This window comes from Herbiconiux sp. UC225_62 (genome assembly GCF_042694625.1).
In the GTDB taxonomy this organism is placed as follows: Bacteria; Actinomycetota; Actinomycetes; order Actinomycetales; family Microbacteriaceae; genus Herbiconiux.
On record NZ_CP170551.1, the window covers coordinates 1,345,962 to 1,363,964 of the forward strand.

Here is an 18,003-nt window from a genome sequence, read left to right on the forward strand (position 1 = left end):
CACCTCCTCCCGAAATCGCGCCTCGGCCGCAGTCAGGGCCGGCCGACGGGCCGGATGCGGAAGATCAGGCGGCGACGCCGGCGCCCGTCACGGTGAGGAAGATCAGCACGACGTTGAGGCAGACGATGAGGGTCACGACGGTCCAGGCGAGGATGCGCACCGGCATCCGATCGGCGAACTCGCCCATCAGGGTCCGGTTGCCGGTGAGGCGGATGAGCGGGATCAGGGCGAACGGGATGCCGATGCTCAGCAACACCTGACTGAGCACCAGCGCCCAGGTCGGGTCGATGCCGACGCCCAGCACGATCAGGGCGGGGATCAGCGTGACGACGCGGCGCACCACGATGGGGATGCGGATGCGCAGCAGCCCCTTCATGATCACCGAACCCGCGTACGCCCCCACCGAGGTCGACGCGAGACCGGATGCGAGGAGGCCGACCGCGAAGATCGTCGCGATCGCCGGGCCCAGCGCTCCCTGGATGGCGGCGTAGGCGCCAGGGATCGTGTCGGTGCCGTCGACGCCACGGAGGCTTGAGGCGGCGAGGAGCAGCATCGCCACGTTCACGGCGCCCGCGAGCACGAGGGCGATGGCGACGTCGGCGCGGGTGACGCGGAGCAGACGGCGGAGGCGTTCCTGGGACGCGCCGTGGGTGGGTGCGGGGGCCGGCGACTCGGGGAGGTGCGGGGTTTCGCGGGCGGGCAGCGTCGCATCCGCTCGCGCGGCGCGCACTGACTCGCCCGTGAAGTCGCTCTTCTCGGCCAGGGCGGCGAACTCCACGTGGTGGCGGTCGCGAGCCAGGGCCGAGTGCAGGTAGATCGCGTGCGGCATGACGGTGGCTCCGAGCATGCTCGCGGCCAGCAGCACGGTCGGCGCCCCCTCGAAGCGGGGCACGAGTCCGTCGGCCGCCGCGAACCAGTCGACGTTCGATACGAACACCCCGGCGAGGAAGCCGAAGGCGATCACGGCGAGGAGCCCGATGATCATGAACTCGAAGGTGCGCTGCCGCCGCGCGTTCTGCACCAGCAGCAGTCCCATGGAGACGAGGCCGACGATCAGTCCGCCCATCACGAGCGGCACCCCGAAGAGCAGGTTGAGGGCGATGGCGCCACCCAGCACCTCCGCGATGTCGGTGGCGGCGGCCACGATCTCGGCCTGTAGCCAATAGGCGCGACGGCCCCACGGGCGCGTGCGGGCACCGACGTGCTCCGGCAGCGTCTTGCCGGTGACGATGCCGAGCTTGGCCGACTGGAACTGGATGAGCACCGCCATCGCGTTCGCCAGCACGAGCACCCACACCAGCAGGTAGCCGTACTGCGCCCCGGAGGTGAGGTTGGCGGCGACGTTGCCCGGGTCGACGTAGGCGATGGAGGCGACGAAGGCCGGCCCGAACATCGCGATGCTGTGCCACCAGCGCGGACGGGCGCCGGGGAGATCGAACGGCTTCGCCCCCGGAGCCGTTCGGGCGGCCCCTTGCTCCGTCGCAATTTTAGGCATGCCTAAAAATTAGCACAGGCGGTCACCGTCCGCATCCGTCGGCTGCGATAATCCGAGGGTGGGATTTCTGAGCGCCGAGGGCGCGGAGTTCGTGCACGACCGGCATCTCGCGACCCTGTCGACCCTGCTCGCCGACGGCTCTCCGCATGTCGTGCCCGTGGGCTTCACCTTCGACGGCACGACCGTGCGCATCATCACGAACGGTCCGAGCCAGAAGGTGCGCAACGTGCTGCGCGACGCGCGCGCGAGTGTCAGCCAGCTCGACGGGGCGCGCTGGCTGACGTTGAGCGGAACCGCGCGCATCCTCGACGACCCGTCCTCGGTCGCGGACGCGGTGGCGCGTTACGCCGTGCGCTATCGGCAGCCGCGGGAGAACCCGTTGAGGGTGGTGATCGCGATCGAAGTGACGCGGGCGATGGGATCGGGCGGGATGCTGCTCCCGCGCGAGGAGTGGCGCACCCCCACGTCCTAGGCTGGAGCGATCATGACGACCTCCGCATCCGATTCCCGCGGACCGACCTCGCGTTTCGTGGCCGGGCAGGATGTCGCGGCCGAGAACTACCTCAAGACCATCTACGCGCACACCGAGTGGCAGCCCGATCCGATCAGTCCGTCGGTGCTGGCCGGGCGGCTGGGCGTGGCGCCGTCGTCGGTGACCGAGATGGTGAAGAAACTCGCGGCGGGCGGTCTCATCACGCATGTGCCGTACGGTCCGCTCACGCTCACCGCGGAGGGGCGGATGCGCGCGATGGGCGTGGTACGACGTCACCGGCTGATCGAGACCTGGCTCGTGCGCGAGATGGGCTACGAGTGGGACGAGGTGCACGACGAGGCCGAGGTGCTCGAGCACTCGATCAGCGAGCGTCTGCTGGATGCGATCGACGAGCGGCTGGGGCGGCCTCGGCAGGATCCCCACGGTGACCCGATCCCGTCGGCCACCGGGGTGGTACCGGTGTTCGAGGCGGTGCTGCTGGCGGATGCGCCGGCCGGACACGAGGGGCGCATCGTGCGCATCAACGACCGCGACCCGTCGCTGCTGCGCCGGCTCGCCGAGGGCGGCGTGTTCCCGGGGACGCGGGTGCGGGTCGGCGGCGCGGGCGATGGTGCCGGTGCGGACGGCGCGAACGGCGCGGCGGGTCCGACCGGGCGCGGCGCGGGCGACGCGAGCACGACGGGCGCGGGTGTTGCGGATACTGGCGGCGCGGGCCCGGCGGGCGCAGTGCGGCGCCTCGAGCTGCTCGACGCCGGGACGCCCGCCCCCGTGGTCGAGGTCGACGCGCCGGACGCGGTCTGGCTCACCGCCTGAGCTCAGTGGGCACGGTGAGCCGGTGCGCAGGCGCCGCCCGGACAGGGTGGGAGTCCTCGTCGCCGACGTCGAGCAACTACCGGCGGAGCTCGCCGATCCTCCGAGGCGGGCGCGATGCCACCTCGTTTGGAGTTGGCCGCGCGCAGGGTGGCCGGAGGGTCAGCGGGAGGGGTCGGTGCGGGTGACCGCCGCCAGGGCTTTGGCGAGTCCGGCGAGCTGGGCGGTGCGAGCGCGGTCTTCGGCCTGATACACGGCGAGCGCTTCGTCGGCGCGCTTCGCCTCCTTGGCTGAGTCCGCGCGGGCAAAGGCGGTGCGCGCCAGGTGCTCCATCCGAATGCGATCGGCCTCTCGCGCAGTGGGATCGTCGACTCGGGCAAGGAACTGCCGCAGCACACCGACCGCCTCGCCGGGCCCGTCGTAGGCGGCGACGAAAGAGGCGCGCGCCACGACCGAGTGCGTCACCGCGTCGAGGGCTCGCCGGGCAGCGAGCACGTCGATCTGCGTGCTCGGGTCGGACATGATCCGATGCTAGGCCGCCCCGCGCCATCCGTCGCGCGCGGTCACCGCCCGTTCATCCACGCTTCCCCCGGTGGCAACGATGCGAGCGCGCCGACCCGCGCGTTTTGGCACTACCGCACGCCCGGATACCGCAGAAACGTGCGGGTGAGCGTTGGGAGGCGCGAACCGTCAGCCGAGCGACGCGACCTCCGCGACCGACGCGCGGAGGGCATCCGCCGCCGCGTGCAGCTCGTCGGCTGTCGTGTCGGGCGTCAGCGTGAAGCGCACCGCGGTCTGGGCCACTTGCGGCGAGAGGCCGAGCGCGAGCAGCACCGGCGAGGGGTCGTCGCTGCCCGCCGCGCAGGCCGATCCGCTCGAGACGATCACACCGCGCTCCTCGAGCTGCAGCAGCACCGCTTCCCCGCTCGTGCCCGGAAAACAGAATGAGGCCACCGACGGCAACCGCGACGACGGATGCCCCGTCAGCTGCGCACCGGGCACGGTGGCGAGCACTCCCGCGATGAACTCGTCACGCAGCGCGGTCGTGCGGGCCGCCGCCGATGCGACCTCCGCCGGAGAGGCGAGCCGCGCCGCCGCCGCCAGTCCCACGGCGAACGCCACGTTCTCGGTGCCCGAGCGGTGTCCGCGTTCCTGGCCGCCGCCGTGCACCACCGGTTCGAGCGGCAGCCGCTGGCGCACCGCCAGCACGCCGATGCCCTTGGGTGCTCCGAGCTTGTGACCCGAGAGGCTGAGGGCGTCGACGCCGAGAGCGTCGAGCCGGGTGTCGAGCCAGCCCGCCGCCTGCACCGCGTCGGTGTGGAACGGCACTCCGGAGGCGTGGGCGAACTCGGCGAGTCGCGCCACCGGCTGCACGGTGCCGATCTCGTTGTTCGCGTACATCGCCGTGGCGAGCGTGGTGTCGGGGCGCAGGGCCGCGGCGAAGGCATCGGGATCGACGAGGCCGTCCGGGTCGACCGGAACGACGCTCACCTCGAAGCCGTGCACGCGCCGCAGGAAGTCGACGGATTCGACGACCGCCGGATGCTCGATCGCACTGAGCACGACGTGTCGCCCCCGCGGGTTGCCGAGGGCGATGCCCTTGACGGCGAGGTTGTCGGCCTCGGTCCCGCCCGAGGTGAAGACGACCTCGGCGGGACGACAGCCGAGCCACTCGGCCAGGGTGCGGCGAGCAGCGGCGAGCGCCCGCGACGCGGATTCGCCGACGCCGTGGTGGCTCGACGGGTTGCCGAAGTCGCCGGTGAGGTAGGGCCACATCGCCTCGAGAACCTCCCGCTTGACGGGCGTGGTGGCGGCGGCGTCGAGGTAGATCACGGTCGGGACCCACGGATGCGCCGCGCGCCCGCCACTGAACCGCGCACTTTCGCACGACCCGCAGGGGCCATTCCCACCAAACCACGCGGATGAGTGGAGGCGACGAGCGCGAGGGCGGGGATCACGGCACGAAGCCCACGTCGAGGCCGAGGTCGAGCGCGCGGACGCTGTGGGTGAGGGCGCCAACCGAGATGATGTCGACGCCGGTCTCGGCGATCGCGGCCACCGTTTCGAGGTTCACGCCGCCGCTGGCCTCCACGAGCGCGCGGCCCGCGATGTGGGCGACGCCGGTGCGGAGGTCGGCGAGGCTGAAGTTGTCGAGCATGATCGTGTCGACGCCCGCCGCGAGCACCGCGTCGATTTGGTCGAGCCGGTCGACCTCCACTTCGAGGTGCGTGGTGTGCGACATCCGCTCCCGCACCGAGAGCAGGGCCGCCGTGACGTCGCCGCCGTGGTGTGCCGCGAGCACGGCGAGGTGGTTGTCCTTGGCCATCACGGCGTCGGAGAGGGAGTAGCGGTGGTTGTGTCCGCCGCCGTCGCGCACGGCCTCGCGCTCGAGGGCGCGGAGGCCGGGCGTGGTCTTGCGGGTGTCGACGATGCGGGCCTTCGTGTGCGCGACCAGGCCCACGTACTCGGCGGTGAGGGTGGCGATGCCGCTCATCCGCTGCACCAGGTTGAGGGCGACACGCTCGCCGCGCAGCACGCCGCGGGCCGGCCCGGAGACCGTGGCGAGTACCGCACCGGCCGGGAAGGGCTTGCCCACCGGAGCGGTGACAGCGGTGACGATGCGCGGATCGGCCGCCGTCATCGTGGCCTCGAACACCGCCGCTCCGCTGAAGACGCCGGGCTCGCGTGCCACGAGCCGTGCCTCCACCACGGCGTCTCCGGGGATCAGCAGCTCGGAGGTGATGTCACCCCAGGGCGCGTCCTCCGCGAGCGCGCGCGTGACGACGTCGTCGATGATCTGGGCGGTGAGCACTAGACGGTGACCTGTTCTCTCGGGGCGGGTGCGGGTGCGCTGGGCTCCGTGGCGAGGGCGCGGCCGCGGGACGGAGCGACGACGGATGCTGCGTCCGGTGCGGAAACCGCGGAAGGCGCGGCGGACACGAAGCGCGAGGGCGCCTGCACCGTGATGTGGTGCGCGAAGGCGGGCTCCGCAGCGGGGAAGTCGGCGCGGTAGTGCGCGCCCCGGGACTCCTCGCGGGCGAGCGCCGCCGCGACGAGCACGCGGGCCAGCTGCAGGAGGTTCGCGGTCTCGCGGCGTTCGACGGATGCCTCGGCCGACGCCGGCAGGTCCCACCCGGCCAGCACGTCCCGTGCCTCCCGGAGCCCCGCCGCGTCGCGGTGCACACCCGCGTTCCGCCACATCAACGCGTGCAGCTCGGCCCGCGTCGGTTCGTGGGTCGCGTCGAGCGTCACCGTCGATTCGCCAAGACGCGCCGTGACGTCGGTCGGCATTCCGACGAATTCTGGAGACTCGGCGCCCTGTTCGAGCGGGACGGTGTCGGGCAGGCCCGACCAGGGGCGCGGCGCGGCCGACGGCGAGGCCGCATCCGCACGGATCGCTGCCGCGGCGCGGTGCGCGAACACGAGCGACTCCAGCAGCGAGTTCGACGCCAGGCGGTTCGCGCCGTGCACGCCGGTACAGGACACCTCGCCGACCGCGAAGAGCCCGGGCAGCGAGGTGCGGCCGTCGAGATCGGTCGCGACCCCGCCCATCCAGTAGTGCGCGGCCGGCGCCACCGGCACCGGTTCGTGAGCCCAGTCGAAGCCGTGCTCCCGAGCCGCAGCCGAGATCGTGGGGAAGCGCCGCTCGAGCTCCGCGGCCCCGATCGCGGTCGCATCCAGCACCACGGGCGCACCGGTTCGCGCCATCTCCGACGCGATCGCCCGGGCCACGATGTCGCGGGGCGCGAGTTCGGCCAGCGGATGCTCCCCCACCATGAACCGCTCCCCCGCGGCGTTCCGCAGCACGGCTCCGTCGCCGCGCACGGCCTCCGACACCAGGAACGATCCGGCCACGGCGAGCGCCGTCGGGTGGAACTGCACGAACTCGACATCGGCGAGCACCGCGCCGGCGCGCAGGGCGGCGGCGGCTCCGTCACCCGTCGTCACCGAGGGATTGGTGGTGTGCGGGTAGAGCTGCCCGATGCCGCCACTGGCCAGCACCACCGCGTCGGCGGAAAGGGTCTCCGCGACACCGTCGTGCAGCACGGTGAGCCCGGTGACGCATCCGTCGGTCACCACAAGGTCGGCCACGAAGGTCTGCTCCAGCACCCGGGCGGCGGAGGCCCGCACCGCGCGGACGAGCGCCCACTCGACCTCGTAGCCCGTGGCGTCGCCACCGGCGTGCAGGATGCGGTGGAACGAGTGCGCGCCCTCCAGCCCGGCGTCGAAGTCGGCCGCGGGATCGTCGTGCTGCCGGTCGAAATCGACGCCCCAGCGGATGAGGTCACGGATGCGCTCGGGCCCCTCCGCGCAGAGCACCTGCACCGCTGCGGGGTCGCTGAGCCCGGCACCGGCCACGAGCGTGTCGGCGACGTGCGAGGCGACGCTGTCGCCCGGCATCACCGCCGCCGCGATGCCACCCTGGGCATAACGGGTGTTGCTCTCGTCGATGGTCGACTTGGTCACGATCGTCACGTCATGCCGATCCCCGAGCGCCAGCGCGGTGACGAGCCCGGCGACCCCGCTGCCCACGATCACGACGCGCATCCGCCCCTCCGGCGCATCCGCGCCCCGCGTGCTCATGGCCGGGCCGCGAGCATCCGCTCGAGGGCCACGCGGGCGGGGACCGCCACGTCGTCGCCCACCGTGATCTGGTTCACGACGCGCCCGGCCACGAACTCCTCGAGCACCCAGGCCAGGTAGCCGGGGTGGATGCGGTACATCGTCGAGCAGGGGCAGATGACGTCGTCGAGACAGAAGATGGTGTGCTGCGGGTACTCGTTCGCGAGTCGCTGCACGAGGTTGATCTCGGTGCCGATCGCGAAGGTCGAGCCGGCCGGCGCGGCCTGGATCGCCTTCACGATGAAGTCCGTCGATCCGGCGGCGTCGGCCGCGTCGACGACCGGCATCGGGCACTCGGGGTGCACGATCACCTTCACGTCAGGGTGTTCGGCCCGTGCCTTGTCGATCTGGGCCACCGAGAAGCGCTTGTGCACCGAGCAGAAGCCGTGCCACAGGATGACCTGCGCGTCTTCGAGCTCGGCGACCGACGAGCCGCCGAGCGGCTTGCGCGGGTTCCACATCGGCATCCGCTCGAGCGGCACCCCCATCGCCTTGGCGGTGTTGCGGCCGAGGTGCTGGTCAGGGAAGAAGAGCACGCGCTGCCCGCGCTCGAAGGCCCACTCGAGCACGGTGGCGGCGTTCGACGAGGTGCACACGATGCCGCCGTTGCGGCCGCAGAAGCCCTTGAGGTCGGCGGAGGAGTTCATGTAGGTGACCGGGATGATCGGCAGGCGGCCGTCGGCATCCGGCTCGGTTCCGTAGATCTCCCCGAGCTGCGCCCAGGCCTCCTCGACCGAGTCGATGTCGGCCATGTCGGCCATCGAGCAGCCGGCCGCGAGGTTCGGAAGGATGACGGCCTGCTCCGGCCGGGCCAGGATGTCGGCCGTCTCGGCCATGAAGTGCACGCCGCAGAACACGATCGCCTCGGCTTGCGGCACGGTGAGCGCCGCGTTCGCGAGCTGGAAGGAGTCGCCCACGAAGTCGGCGTACTGCACCACCTCGTCGCGCTGGTAGAAGTGCCCGAGCACCACCACGCGGTCACCGAGCGTCTCTTTGGCGGCCCGGATGCGCGCATCCAGTTCGGCCTTCGACGCCGTCTTGTACTCCTCGGGCAGCTGGCCCTGGCGCGGAGCCTCGGCGGGGATCGGGTCGGCCATGGATGCCCCGGGCCCGTACGACGGAGCCGGTTGCAGGTCGAAGACCCACGGCCCTTCCGCCAGCTCAGGGGTGCAGGTCGAGGCGGTGACGGCGGGGTCGCCGGCCACGATCAGCTGGATCTCGGTGTCGACCGACATCGTCGCGGAGGTGTTCATGAGTTCGGCTTTCTGGAGGGGGTGTTGCCACGCGAGAGCGGCCCGCGGTCGAGCGGGTCGATCGCCTGGTTGTAGCGATAGAGCTTCGGGGGGCGGTAGCTGGTACCGGTGACGCGCTTGCCGGTGGGCACGATGGTGTTCGAGGACTCGAGCTGACGCCGGAAGTTGGCCGGGTCGAGGGAACGCCCGAGCACCGCCTCGTGCACCTCGCGCAGTTCGGCCAGGGTGAAGGTGTCGCCGAGGAAGGCGTGGGCGATGCGGCTGTACTCCACCTTGTTGCGGAGGCGCCACAGCGCGTACTCGATGATGACGTCGTGGTCGAAGGCGAGATCGGGCAGGTCGTCGACCGAGAACCAGGCCACGTTCTCGCTCGCGCTGTTGCCGGCCGACTGGGTCACCTCGTCGGAGTTCACCAGGGCCCAGTAGACGATCGAGACCACCCGCTCGTTCTGGCCGCGCTCGGCGGCGAGGCGCGCTTCTACGGGCGAGCGGTCGAGGGTGCCGAAGGCGTAGAGCTGCTCGAGGTAGCTCGGCGAGAGCGCGGTCGTGGCCGCCAGGGTGCGGGCGGCGGAGGACTCGAGGTCTTCGTCGGCTCGGAGGGGTCCGCCGGGCAGAGCCCACTGCCCTTCGTAGGGCGGGCGGATGCGCCGCACCAGCGGCAACCAGAGCGACGGCAACTCGGTGGGTCGGTCGGGCGGAGGGCGAAGATGACCGTCGAGACGGCGAGCGAGATCATCGCGTCGCGGTGCGTGAGGTCGGTCATGAGCGGTCTTCCTGGTCGATTCGCCCTAAAGGTTGTTTCGACTATAACCCTTAAGGTCGAAATGACCCAAACCAGTGGGGAGGGCTCATGGTTTCCCAAGGGCGGCGGGAGCTCATTGAACGCCCGGTGAACTCTTCGAGATCGCTCGACGAATTAATTAGCAAACAGCAACTAACTACCTCGGCGACGACGTACCTTGGCGATCGCCCCGTCGTCGCGGCATCCGTTCCCTTCCGCCCCGGTTTCCGAGAGGTTCTCGATGTCGCTCCCCCACCACGACCGGCGCCCCCGGCGCTGGCCGTACCTGGGTCTGCTCGTCGTGCTCGTGGCGGTTGCCGCGACGGTCGCGGTCGGCGAGAACGGCGCCGGCGGGAGTGTCGGCTCGCGCGTGGCCTCCGACGACGGCACGCCCCTGGTCACGGTGAGCACGGGCTTCGACGACTGCGGCTCCGGCTGGAGCGCGCCGCACGGCGGACCGACCACGTTCTCCGTGGCGAACTCCACCAACGGCAGCGAAGACGTCTACCTCACGGATGCCGGCAGCGGCGCCGTCTACGGCGAGGTCGAGGCGCTGGCGATCGACGCCACACGCTTGCTCCCGGTCGTGCTCGGCGACGGCACGTACCGCTTCGTCTGCATCCCGGCCGAGAACGACCCGGTGCAGGGTCCCGACGTCACCATCGCGGGATTCGGCACGCCGGCCGACGCGACCCCCGCGATCCAGCTCGTCACCCGCGCCGACCTACTCCCCGCGGCGAAGCAGTACGCCGCCTGGATCTCGAGCCGGCTGCCGGTTCTCGCCACCGACGCACGCGCGCTCGACACGGCCGTCGCATCCGGAGATCTGGCCGCCGCGCGCAGCGCCTGGCTCACGGCGCATCTCGAATACGAATCGCTCGGGGCGGCCTACGGCGCGTTCGGCGATGCGGACGGGGCCATCAACGGCACACCCGTTCCGGGCACGTCGGCCCTCGACGACTCTTCACTCACGGGCTTCCACAAGGTGGAGGCGCTGCTCTGGAGCGGTGCGCCCGCGACATCCGTCGCGCCCGTGACCGCGCAGCTGGTGCGCGACGTCGACGCGCTCGGCGCCGCGTTCGCCGACAGCCGGGTCAATGCGGTCGATGTGGGGTTGCGGGCGCACGAGATCCTCGAGAACGCGATCCAATTCGAGCTGACCGGGTCGACGGATGCGGGCTCGCAGACGAACCTCGCCACCATCGGCGCCAACATCGCGGGCACGATCCAGGCGCTCGCCCCTCTGGAAGGCGTCCTGGCGAGCCGCTACCCCGCGCTCGCTGACACGAAGGCGGCGCTGGACAGCGCGGCCGCCCAGGTCGCGTCGTACCAGCACCCCGACGGCAGTTGGACGCCGCTCGCGAGCCTGGACCGGCCCGCCCGGGCCGCCCTCGACGCGTCTCTCGACCGGACCGTCGAGCTGCTCGCCCCCATTGCCGCCATCTGCGACCCGAGAGCCAGTGCCCGATGACCCACCCCGACTCCCCCGCCGACGGTCTTCCGGAAGTCGAGCGGTCACGCCCGGAACAGGCCGACGCGGCGGCAGTCGACACCGCGTCCGGTCGTTTCGGGAGGAGGAGAAGCGAACGACCGCTCCCGGAGGGCTTCGTTGCACGCAGCTCCTCCCGAAACGACGCCGAGCCGGCGATGGCGGCCGCCGGCGCCGCGCCGGGCACGCCGGGGGTGCGTGACGGTGGAGTGGGGCGACGAGGGTTTCTGACCGGGCTGCTCGGGGCCGGCGTCGGCGCAGGAGTCGCCGCCGCCGGCGCCATCGCCCTGACTTCCGCAGCCCCCGCAGCCCCCGCCTCGGCGGTGCCGCCGACGGGCGCCGCCACCGCGGGGGCGCCGTCGTCGTCCTTCCCCTTCGAGGGCCCCACGCAGCAGGGCATCCTCACGCCCCCGCAACGTGCCGCCGAGTTCGCGGCCTTCGACGTCACGGCGGCCGACCGCTCGGAGCTCGAGGCCCTGTTCCGCACCCTCACCGAGCGCGCCCGCTTCCTCACCGCCGGCGGCGCACCCGCAACCGTCGGCATCACCGCACCGCCCACCGACTCGGGCGTGCTGGGCGCCGTGATCGAGGCCGACGGCCTCACGATCACAGTGTCGCTCGGCGCCTCGCTGTTCGGAGGAGACGAGGGCACCGGCCCTGACCGGTTCGGCCTGGCCACCCGCAAGCCCCGATCCCTGCGCGTCATGGAGGACTTCGCCAACGACGCCCTCGACCGCAGCCAATGCGACGGCGACCTCCTGATCCAGCTCTGCGCGAACAACGCGGACACGGTCGCCCACGCGCTGCGCGACCTCGCCCGCGCCACCCGCGGCGCGATGCAACTGCGCTGGCGCACCGAGGGCTTCATCTCGCCGCCCCGCCCTTCCGGCACCCCGCGCAACCTGATGGGGTTCAAAGACGGCACCGCGAACCCCGACCCGGGCGACGCCGACGAGATGGCCGCTCTGGTGTGGGCCGCGACCGACGGCAGCGAGCCTGCGTGGACGGCGGGGGGCACCTATCACGTGGTGCGGCGCATCCGCATGCTCGTCGAGTTCTGGGACCGCGTGAACCTGCGCGAGCAGGAGGGCATGATCGGCCGCAGCCGCGACGTCGGCGCCCCCCTCACCGGCAAAGACGAGTTCGACGAGCCCGACTTCTCCTCCGATCCGGCGGCCGACTCCATCCAGATGGGCGCCCACATCCGCTTGGCCAATCCGCGCACGCCGGAGTCGGCCGACTCCCGGATGTTCCGCCGCGGCTACAACTACAACTCCGGTCTCGACGTGAACGGCAACCTCGACATGGGACTCGTGTTCACCACCTTCAACCAGGACCTCGAGCGCCAGTTCGTGACGGTGCAGAGACGTCTGGCCGACGAAGCACTCTCCGACTACATCTCGCCCTTCGGCGGCGGCTACTTCTTCGCGCTCCCGGGCGTGCAGGGCGCCGACGACTGGCTCGGCAGCGGCCTGCTGGCCTGAGCCCCCGCCCACTCGAACTCCATCGTCATCGAACCCACCCTGAGGAAAAGAGAAGAAATGCCCCGTCCCCCACGCCGCCGCGCAGCCGTCGCGGCTGCTGCGGTTCTGGCCCTCGCCGGAGTCGCCTGTCTCGGAACGACCGCCGCCGGCGCGTTCGCCGCCGAGCCGACCGACAACTCGGCGAGCACCACCACGCCGATCAAGCACGTCGTGGTGATCTACAACGAGAACGAGTCGTTCGACCACTACTTCGGCACCTACCCGAACGCGGCCAACACCGATGGCACGCCGTTCACGGCTGCCGCCGATACGCCGATCCCGAACAACTACGTCAGCCATCCGGAACTCCTCACGGACAACCCGAACGCGTTCCAGCCGCAGCGCCTCGACCAGGACCACGCGCTCACCTGCGACCAGAGCCACTCCTACGGCGCGGAGCAGAAGGCGTACAACGCCGGCGCGATGGACAAGTTCGTGGAATCGACCGAGAGCTCGTGCACGACCAATGGTCTGTACTACACCGACGGCATCGTGATGGACTACTACGACGGCAACACCGTCACCGGCCTCTGGAACCTCGCCCAGAACTACGCGATGAGCGACAACAGCTTCTCGAGCGGCTTCGGCCCGTCGACCCCGGGTGCTCTCAACCTCGTGTCGGGCAACACCAGCGGTGCGCTGACCGTGAACTCGGTCACCGGCGCGCCGGTGTCGGATGCGACGAGCACGGTCACGAGCGACCCCGACCCGTTCTACGACGACTGCGCCGACACCAACCACACCAAGACCGGCAACCTCACACAGATGCAGGGCAAGAACATCGGCGACCTGCTGAACGAGCGCGGCGTGAGCTGGGGATGGTTCGAGGACGGCTTCGCGCCGAGCGTGACCGCCGCCGACAGCCCCACCGGATACGCCGTGTGCGGCAACACGGTACCGATCACCGCGGAGGGCGTGAACGTGCCGATCCCGGCCTACTCGGCGCACCACGAACCGTTCGAGTACTACGAGTCCACCTCGAACCCGCACCACCTTCCGCCGGCGTCGCTCGCCGAGGTGGGTCACGACGGACAGGCGAACCACAACTACGACATGAGCGAGTTCTACCAGGCGCTCGACAACGACTCGCTCCCCGCGGTCACCTTCCTCAAGGCGGCGACCGCTCAGGACGGGCACCCCGGTTCGTCGAACCCCACCGACGAGCAGATCGCGCTGGTCAAGGAGGTCAACGCCATCGAGCAGTCCTCGGCCTGGCCGAGCACGGCGATCGTGTTCGCCTACGACGACTCCGACGGCTGGTACGACCACGTGGCCTCGCCGATCCTCGACGGCTCGGCCGCCGACGGCAACTCCGCGATCTGCACGGATGCCGCGACCGTCGACCTCGACGGACTGGCCAACCGTTGCGGCCCCGGCCCACGCCAGCCGCTGCTCGTCATCTCGCCCTTCGCCAAGCAGAACTACATCGACCACACCGCCACCGAGCAGACCTCGATCCTGAAGTTCATCGAGGACAACTGGTCGACCGGTCGCATCGGCGGCTCGTCGTTCGACGAGCGGGCCGGCGCGCTCGACGGAATGCTCGACTTCCAGCACCCGCAGCAACGCGCCGTGATCCTCGCCGGTGACGGATCGGTGGCCCAGGTGCTTCCCGTCGACGTTCCGGTGCCCGGAGACGGCTCCACACCACCGGCCACGACCCCGGGCGACGGCTCGACCCCGACACCCTCGGCCGGCGCCTCGGCGGCCGGTACGGGCTCCGGCGACGGCAAGTCGCTCGCGGCCACAGGTCTCGAGGTCGCGGTGCCCCTCACGGGCGCGGCGCTCCTCCTGGCCGCCGGCGTGACGCTCTACCTGGTGCGCCGCCGCCGCTCCGCGTAGACACCGCAACTCCTGGCGCATTTCGCGGCGGGGTCCTTCGGGGATTCCGCCGCGAGATGCGCCCTCGGCCTCACGGGCCCGGCTCGTCGATCACCGCCGCTGCGCGTGGAGTGAGACCCGGCGCCAGGGCGGCCGGAACGGGGAGGCGCACGACGAGCGCTCCGGGGTCGACGCCGAAACGTCCGTGGGTGGTCTCGCCGACGGGGTCGCCGTCGAGTTCGGCGAGCACGGGCTGGTCGAGGCTGAACTCGAACTCGCGGCCCGACCACTGTTTCAGCGAGGCCATCCCGTTACGATTGCGGGTCGCGACGTCGATCGCCACTCCGAGCCAGCCGGCCACCACGTTGGGTTGCAGCACGACGAGCTCGAGGTCGCCGTCGTCGAGCACGGCGCCGGTGGCGAGCTCGATGTTGGCCACCACCGAACTGCAGTTGCAGGCCAGCACCATGAGGCAGTTCGTGGGCTCCTCGGGCGTGCTGTCGACCGAGAGGGTCGCCTCGAAGCCACCCTTGAACAAGGCCGGAGCCCCCGCCGCCACGTAGGCGCCCCAACCGACCTTCTTCTTCAGTTCGTCGTCGGTGTTGTCCATGATCTGCGCGTCGAGGCCGACACCGCCCATCACCACGAAGACGCGCTCCTCACCGTCGTCGAACGTCGCAGTGCCCACGTCTATGGCGCGGTCCTGGCCCAGAAGGGCGATCTCGACGGCATCCGGCAGGGAGTTGAGCGGGAGGCCCAGGTTGCGTGCGAGGAGATTCCCCGTTCCGCTCGGCAGCAGGCCGTAGGGGATGCCCGTTCCGCGCAGCACTCCGGCGACGGCCCGCACGGTGCCGTCTCCGCCCATCGCGCACACCAGGTCGGGCTCGGCGTCGACGGCCTTCCGGGCCGCGGCGACGCCGGAGTCGTCGGCGTCGGTCTCGAACCAGAGCGGGGCGTTCCAGCCGGCTCGATCGGTCCCGGCCTGCACGGTGGCCTTGACCGCCTCCACGTCGGGGAACTTGGACGGGTTGATCACCACGGCGACCGTGCGTGGCTCGGAGGAAGGGGTGGTGGTCATGATCGGCTGCTTTCGTCGGAGAGAGTGAGGTGGTGCATGAGGAGGCCGCCGCGACCCTCGTCGCGGCGGCCATCAGGATGACGGATGTCAGTCCTTGAAGACATCCTTGACGTTCTCGCCGGCCTTCTTCACGTCGGCCTTGGTCTGGTCGGCCTTGCCTTCGGCGACGAGCTTGTCGTTGTCGGTGAGGTTTCCGACGGCCTCCTTGGCCTTACCGGCGAGGTCCTCGGCCGCGTTCTTGATCTTGTCTGCAGCGCTCATGATGAGCTCCTTTCGGTGTTGTTCTTCTGGGGGAACGGTGCACGCGGGTCGCGAGCACCGGTGAGTACGAACGGCTCAGTTCAGCCGGGTGCCGGAGGAGACACGGGCGCGGAAGCCGCCGCTGATCTGCACCAGCGCCGGCACCGACCGGCCGAGCAGCTCGTCGAGCGCCCGCACGGCGTCTTCGACGATGGTCGCGGCATCCTTCGGCGAGACGCCCCGACGGCAGGTGACCGAGATCTTGAGCACCGGAGTGCGCTTCACGCGGTAGGTGGAGACGTGCGAGGCGACGAACTCGCTGCGGCTGCCGATGGCATCCTGCAGCAGGTGTTCGAGCACGCCGGCCTCGACGACGGTGGTGCCGTGCTCGCTCGTCCGCTCGGTCAGCGCGATGCCGGTGTGGCCGCGCCCCTGACGCACGATGAACACGATCAGCAGGATCACGGCGACCACCAGCAGCACGAGCACGGCGGGCAGGATCCAGCTCACACCGGTGTCGCCGAGCGGGGTCTGCTGGAGCCAGTCGGAGACCTGGGCCGAGACGGTGTCACGGATGCCCGCCCAGCCGTCGCGCACCGCGGGAAGCAGCACGAGGACGGCGGCGGCCGCCCCGACGACGAGCAGCAGGAGCCCGGTCAGGAGGATGAGTGCGCGATTCGCGACACGATTGGTGCTGTTCATGCGCCGATCCTCCCGTTCTCTGCGATGCGGACCCGAGCCGTCACCGACGGCGTCAGGGCGTAGGACTCGAGCTGCCGGGTCACTTCGTCGGCGACCGCGGCGCGATCGACGGGGATGCCCGACGTCGGCGTGAGGTCGACGGCCGCCCGACGGTGCGACACCGAGACGGTGGTGTTGTCGGGATCGACGTCTCCGGTGATCGAGGCGTGGCGGGCGAGCGCCGAGGCGATCACCTCGTTGTCGACCACGACCACCGTGCGGTCGGCGGCGAGCAGGTGCCGAGCACGCCGGCCGGGAGCGAGGGCCACGACGACGAGCACGATCCCCACGAGGGCGACCAGGATGCCCGCGGTCGCGACGATCGCGGCGGGCGCCGATCCGTCGCCGCCCAGGTTCAGCGCCGACGCGACCATGTCAGCCGGAGCCGCCAGCAGCGCCGGCGCCCCCAGCAGAGCGAGCACGATCTCGGTGCCGAGCCAGGCGAAGACGATGATCAGCACGACGGCCAGCACGATCGCGAGGAGCGAGCGCGGCGAGTGCGTCTCGCGGCGCGCTACTCGGCGTTCGATAGCGGTGGGTGTCATCGGACTCTGTCCTCCTGCTGGATGTCGGCTGCCGAGAGCCGCACGGTGACCCGCCCGATGGCGGAGCCCGTGAGCTCGTTCACCCGATCGCGGATGACCTCCTGCGCGCGGGCGGAACGGTCGACGATCGAGCCGCCGGAGCGATCGACCACCCCGCCGCCGGCGTGCACTCGACCGAGCGAGACGACGCGGATGGGCGTGGTGACGGTGAGCATCAGCAACCCTCTCTCGTCGTTCAGTTCGACACCGACGCGTGACGCGGTGACCCCGAGGGCGTCGGCGGTGACCGCCGCCACCACCCTGCGGAGGGCTTTCGCGGTGATGCGGTTTCGCCCGCGGGCGGACTCCACGCCCGATCCGGGCAGGGAGTCGGCCGCGACGGGTCTGGTCGCGGCGATCGTCATGACGACGAGCGCTTCCCGCGGAACGCGTCCACCACGGCGGAGAGGTTGAGCTTGCCCTCCACGACGCGGCCGATGACCGCGCCCACAGCCATGGCGACTGCAACGAAGACGAACGGCCAGAAGCCGAGCACGATCCAGGTCAGGGCGAGCACCGCCCCGATCAGGATCCCGGTGCGAGTGGCTGACGCGGTCACTGGACTCGCGCCTCGACCGTCTGGTCGGCGTCGTCGGAGGGCAGGTGCACGTCGTTGACGGTCACGTTGACCTCGGTGACCTCGAGGCCGACGATGGTCTCGATCGCGCGGATGACGCCCGAGCGCACGCCGTCGGCGACATCCTGAAGCGCCAGCGGGTACTCGGCCACGATCGTGATGTCGACGGCGACCTGGGTCTCGCCGACCTCGACGCTGATGCCCTGGGTCTGGTCGGTGCCGGCGACGGCCTCACGGATGGCGCCGAACGCGCGAGCCGCTCCGCCACCGAGCGCGTAGACGCCGCGGGCCTCGCGCGCTGCGATGCCGGCGACCTTGGCCACGACGCCGTCGTTGATGACGGTCTTGCCGAGCGAGGTCTGAACGCTGGTGGGGGTCGACACGACCGGAGTCGTGGAGCCGGAGGTGGTGTTCGCCATGATGTTTCTCCTTCGTCGTCGCCTCGGAAGCGAGGCGAGTGTGATTCGTCGTCCACGGGTTTGTGGTTCGTCGCCT

General features: G+C 71.0%; 18 protein-coding genes and 1 pseudogene. 5 read left to right on the plus strand and 14 right to left on the minus strand.

Annotated features, from left to right (window positions below; all coding sequences use genetic code 11):
- Nucleotides 1-64: 64 nt before the first annotated feature.
- The gene (locus ACFJGU_RS06445; RefSeq protein WP_382308691.1) at nucleotides 65-1,495 is read right to left on the minus strand and encodes an Nramp family divalent metal transporter; all 1,431 of its coding nucleotides are present in this window, start codon (nucleotides 1,493-1,495) and stop codon (nucleotides 65-67) included.
- A 58-nt stretch (nucleotides 1,496-1,553) separates the two neighbouring features.
- Between ACFJGU_RS06445 and ACFJGU_RS06450 the strand changes: the two genes are divergently transcribed.
- Both ACFJGU_RS06450 and ACFJGU_RS06455 read left to right on the plus strand, forming a co-directional pair.
- Entirely contained in the window at nucleotides 1,554-1,967 is a 414-nt protein-coding gene (locus ACFJGU_RS06450; protein WP_382308693.1) for a PPOX class F420-dependent oxidoreductase, read from the plus strand.
- Between the two features lie 12 nt (nucleotides 1,968-1,979).
- Entirely contained in the window at nucleotides 1,980-2,801 is an 822-nt protein-coding gene (locus ACFJGU_RS06455) for a metal-dependent transcriptional regulator (protein ID WP_382308694.1), read from the plus strand.
- A gap of 159 nt (nucleotides 2,802-2,960) precedes the next feature.
- Here the strand turns inward: ACFJGU_RS06455 and ACFJGU_RS06460 are convergent, their stop codons facing one another.
- The 6 genes and pseudogenes from ACFJGU_RS06460 to ACFJGU_RS06485 form a co-directional block, all read right to left on the minus strand.
- Entirely contained in the window at nucleotides 2,961-3,320 is a 360-nt protein-coding gene (locus tag ACFJGU_RS06460) for a hypothetical protein (RefSeq protein WP_382308695.1), read from the minus strand.
- Nucleotides 3,321-3,488: 168 nt separating this feature from the next.
- The gene (locus ACFJGU_RS06465; protein WP_382308697.1) at nucleotides 3,489-4,631 is read right to left on the minus strand and encodes a cysteine desulfurase family protein; all 1,143 of its coding nucleotides are present in this window, start codon (nucleotides 4,629-4,631) and stop codon (nucleotides 3,489-3,491) included.
- A gap of 121 nt (nucleotides 4,632-4,752) precedes the next feature.
- Nucleotides 4,753-5,610, minus strand: a complete 858-nt coding sequence (gene nadC / locus ACFJGU_RS06470; protein ID WP_382308699.1) for a carboxylating nicotinate-nucleotide diphosphorylase — start codon at nucleotides 5,608-5,610, stop codon at nucleotides 4,753-4,755.
- The gene (nadB, locus tag ACFJGU_RS06475) at nucleotides 5,610-7,382 is read right to left on the minus strand and encodes an L-aspartate oxidase (protein ID WP_382308700.1); all 1,773 of its coding nucleotides are present in this window, start codon (nucleotides 7,380-7,382) and stop codon (nucleotides 5,610-5,612) included. Before nadB ends, nadC begins: the two co-directional genes overlap by 1 nt.
- Nucleotides 7,379-8,674, minus strand: a complete 1,296-nt coding sequence (nadA, locus tag ACFJGU_RS06480; protein WP_382308702.1) for a quinolinate synthase NadA — start codon at nucleotides 8,672-8,674, stop codon at nucleotides 7,379-7,381. Before nadA ends, nadB begins: the two co-directional genes overlap by 4 nt.
- Nucleotides 8,671-9,437 (minus strand): annotated as a pseudogene (locus ACFJGU_RS06485) (NUDIX domain-containing protein). The gene nadA and the pseudogene ACFJGU_RS06485 overlap by 4 nt, the downstream one beginning before the upstream one ends.
- Nucleotides 9,438-9,696: 259 nt before the next feature.
- On the opposite strand from ACFJGU_RS06485, the gene ACFJGU_RS06490 reads away from it, so the two are divergent.
- Genes ACFJGU_RS06490 through ACFJGU_RS06500 form a run of 3 tightly spaced genes read left to right on the plus strand, consistent with a single transcriptional unit; the run spans nucleotide 9,697 to nucleotide 14,309 of the window.
- Entirely contained in the window at nucleotides 9,697-10,926 is a 1,230-nt protein-coding gene (locus tag ACFJGU_RS06490; protein ID WP_382308704.1) for an imelysin family protein, read from the plus strand.
- Nucleotides 10,923-12,428 carry an iron uptake transporter deferrochelatase/peroxidase subunit gene (efeB, locus tag ACFJGU_RS06495; protein WP_382308706.1) on the plus strand — a complete coding sequence of 502 codons (1,506 nt, stop codon included), beginning with the start codon at nucleotides 10,923-10,925 and terminating at the stop codon, nucleotides 12,426-12,428. The genes ACFJGU_RS06490 and efeB overlap by 4 nt, the downstream gene beginning before the upstream one ends.
- A 57-nt stretch (nucleotides 12,429-12,485) precedes the next feature.
- Entirely contained in the window at nucleotides 12,486-14,309 is a 1,824-nt protein-coding gene (locus ACFJGU_RS06500; RefSeq protein ID WP_382308708.1) for a phospholipase C, read from the plus strand.
- A gap of 70 nt (nucleotides 14,310-14,379) precedes the next feature.
- On the opposite strand, the gene ACFJGU_RS06505 is transcribed toward ACFJGU_RS06500, so the two are convergent.
- The 7 genes from ACFJGU_RS06505 to ACFJGU_RS06535 form a co-directional block, all read right to left on the minus strand.
- Complete coding sequence (locus ACFJGU_RS06505; protein WP_382308710.1) at nucleotides 14,380-15,366, minus strand: diacylglycerol/lipid kinase family protein; 987 nt, start codon at nucleotides 15,364-15,366, stop codon at nucleotides 14,380-14,382.
- An 87-nt stretch (nucleotides 15,367-15,453) separates the two neighbouring features.
- A complete protein-coding gene (locus tag ACFJGU_RS06510) occupies nucleotides 15,454-15,627 on the minus strand; it encodes a CsbD family protein (RefSeq protein ID WP_382308711.1) in 174 nt (57 codons plus the stop codon).
- Between the two features lie 75 nt (nucleotides 15,628-15,702).
- Nucleotides 15,703-16,308 (minus strand): hypothetical protein, encoded by a 606-nt coding sequence (locus tag ACFJGU_RS06515; RefSeq protein WP_382308713.1) that lies wholly within the window; start codon nucleotides 16,306-16,308, stop codon nucleotides 15,703-15,705.
- Nucleotides 16,305-16,892 carry a hypothetical protein gene (locus ACFJGU_RS06520; protein ID WP_382308715.1) on the minus strand — a complete coding sequence of 196 codons (588 nt, stop codon included), beginning with the start codon at nucleotides 16,890-16,892 and terminating at the stop codon, nucleotides 16,305-16,307. The genes ACFJGU_RS06515 and ACFJGU_RS06520 overlap by 4 nt, the downstream gene beginning before the upstream one ends.
- A complete protein-coding gene (locus ACFJGU_RS06525; RefSeq protein WP_382308717.1) occupies nucleotides 16,889-17,296 on the minus strand; it encodes a hypothetical protein in 408 nt (135 codons plus the stop codon). Before ACFJGU_RS06525 ends, ACFJGU_RS06520 begins: the two co-directional genes overlap by 4 nt.
- Complete coding sequence (locus ACFJGU_RS06530) at nucleotides 17,293-17,490, minus strand: DUF2273 domain-containing protein (RefSeq protein WP_382308718.1); 198 nt, start codon at nucleotides 17,488-17,490, stop codon at nucleotides 17,293-17,295. The genes ACFJGU_RS06525 and ACFJGU_RS06530 overlap by 4 nt, the downstream gene beginning before the upstream one ends.
- On the minus strand, nucleotides 17,487-17,927 hold the full coding sequence (locus ACFJGU_RS06535) for an Asp23/Gls24 family envelope stress response protein (RefSeq protein ID WP_382308720.1): 441 nt from the start codon (nucleotides 17,925-17,927) through the stop codon (nucleotides 17,487-17,489). Before ACFJGU_RS06535 ends, ACFJGU_RS06530 begins: the two co-directional genes overlap by 4 nt.
- Nucleotides 17,928-18,003: the final 76 nt, after the last annotated feature.

Coding starts and splice junctions, on each gene's coding strand:
- efeB (WP_382308706.1), top strand. CDS start 10,923: ATGACCCACCCCGACTCCCCCGCCGACGGTCTTCCGGAAGTCGAGCGG.
- nadB (WP_382308700.1), bottom strand. CDS start 7,382: ATGAGCACGCGGGGCGCGGATGCGCCGGAGGGGCGGATGCGCGTCGTG.
- ACFJGU_RS06515 (WP_382308713.1), bottom strand. CDS start 16,308: ATGAACAGCACCAATCGTGTCGCGAATCGCGCACTCATCCTCCTGACC.
- ACFJGU_RS06505 (WP_382308710.1), bottom strand. CDS start 15,366: ATGACCACCACCCCTTCCTCCGAGCCACGCACGGTCGCCGTGGTGATC.
- ACFJGU_RS06455 (WP_382308694.1), top strand. CDS start 1,980: ATGACGACCTCCGCATCCGATTCCCGCGGACCGACCTCGCGTTTCGTG.
- ACFJGU_RS06520 (WP_382308715.1), bottom strand. CDS start 16,892: ATGACACCCACCGCTATCGAACGCCGAGTAGCGCGCCGCGAGACGCAC.
- ACFJGU_RS06525 (WP_382308717.1), bottom strand. CDS start 17,296: ATGACGATCGCCGCGACCAGACCCGTCGCGGCCGACTCCCTGCCCGGA.
- nadA (WP_382308702.1), bottom strand. CDS start 8,674: ATGAACACCTCCGCGACGATGTCGGTCGACACCGAGATCCAGCTGATC.
- ACFJGU_RS06535 (WP_382308720.1), bottom strand. CDS start 17,927: ATGGCGAACACCACCTCCGGCTCCACGACTCCGGTCGTGTCGACCCCC.
- ACFJGU_RS06500 (WP_382308708.1), top strand. CDS start 12,486: ATGCCCCGTCCCCCACGCCGCCGCGCAGCCGTCGCGGCTGCTGCGGTT.
- ACFJGU_RS06510 (WP_382308711.1), bottom strand. CDS start 15,627: ATGAGCGCTGCAGACAAGATCAAGAACGCGGCCGAGGACCTCGCCGGT.
- ACFJGU_RS06490 (WP_382308704.1), top strand. CDS start 9,697: ATGTCGCTCCCCCACCACGACCGGCGCCCCCGGCGCTGGCCGTACCTG.
- ACFJGU_RS06460 (WP_382308695.1), bottom strand. CDS start 3,320: ATGTCCGACCCGAGCACGCAGATCGACGTGCTCGCTGCCCGGCGAGCC.
- ACFJGU_RS06445 (WP_382308691.1), bottom strand. CDS start 1,495: ATGCCTAAAATTGCGACGGAGCAAGGGGCCGCCCGAACGGCTCCGGGG.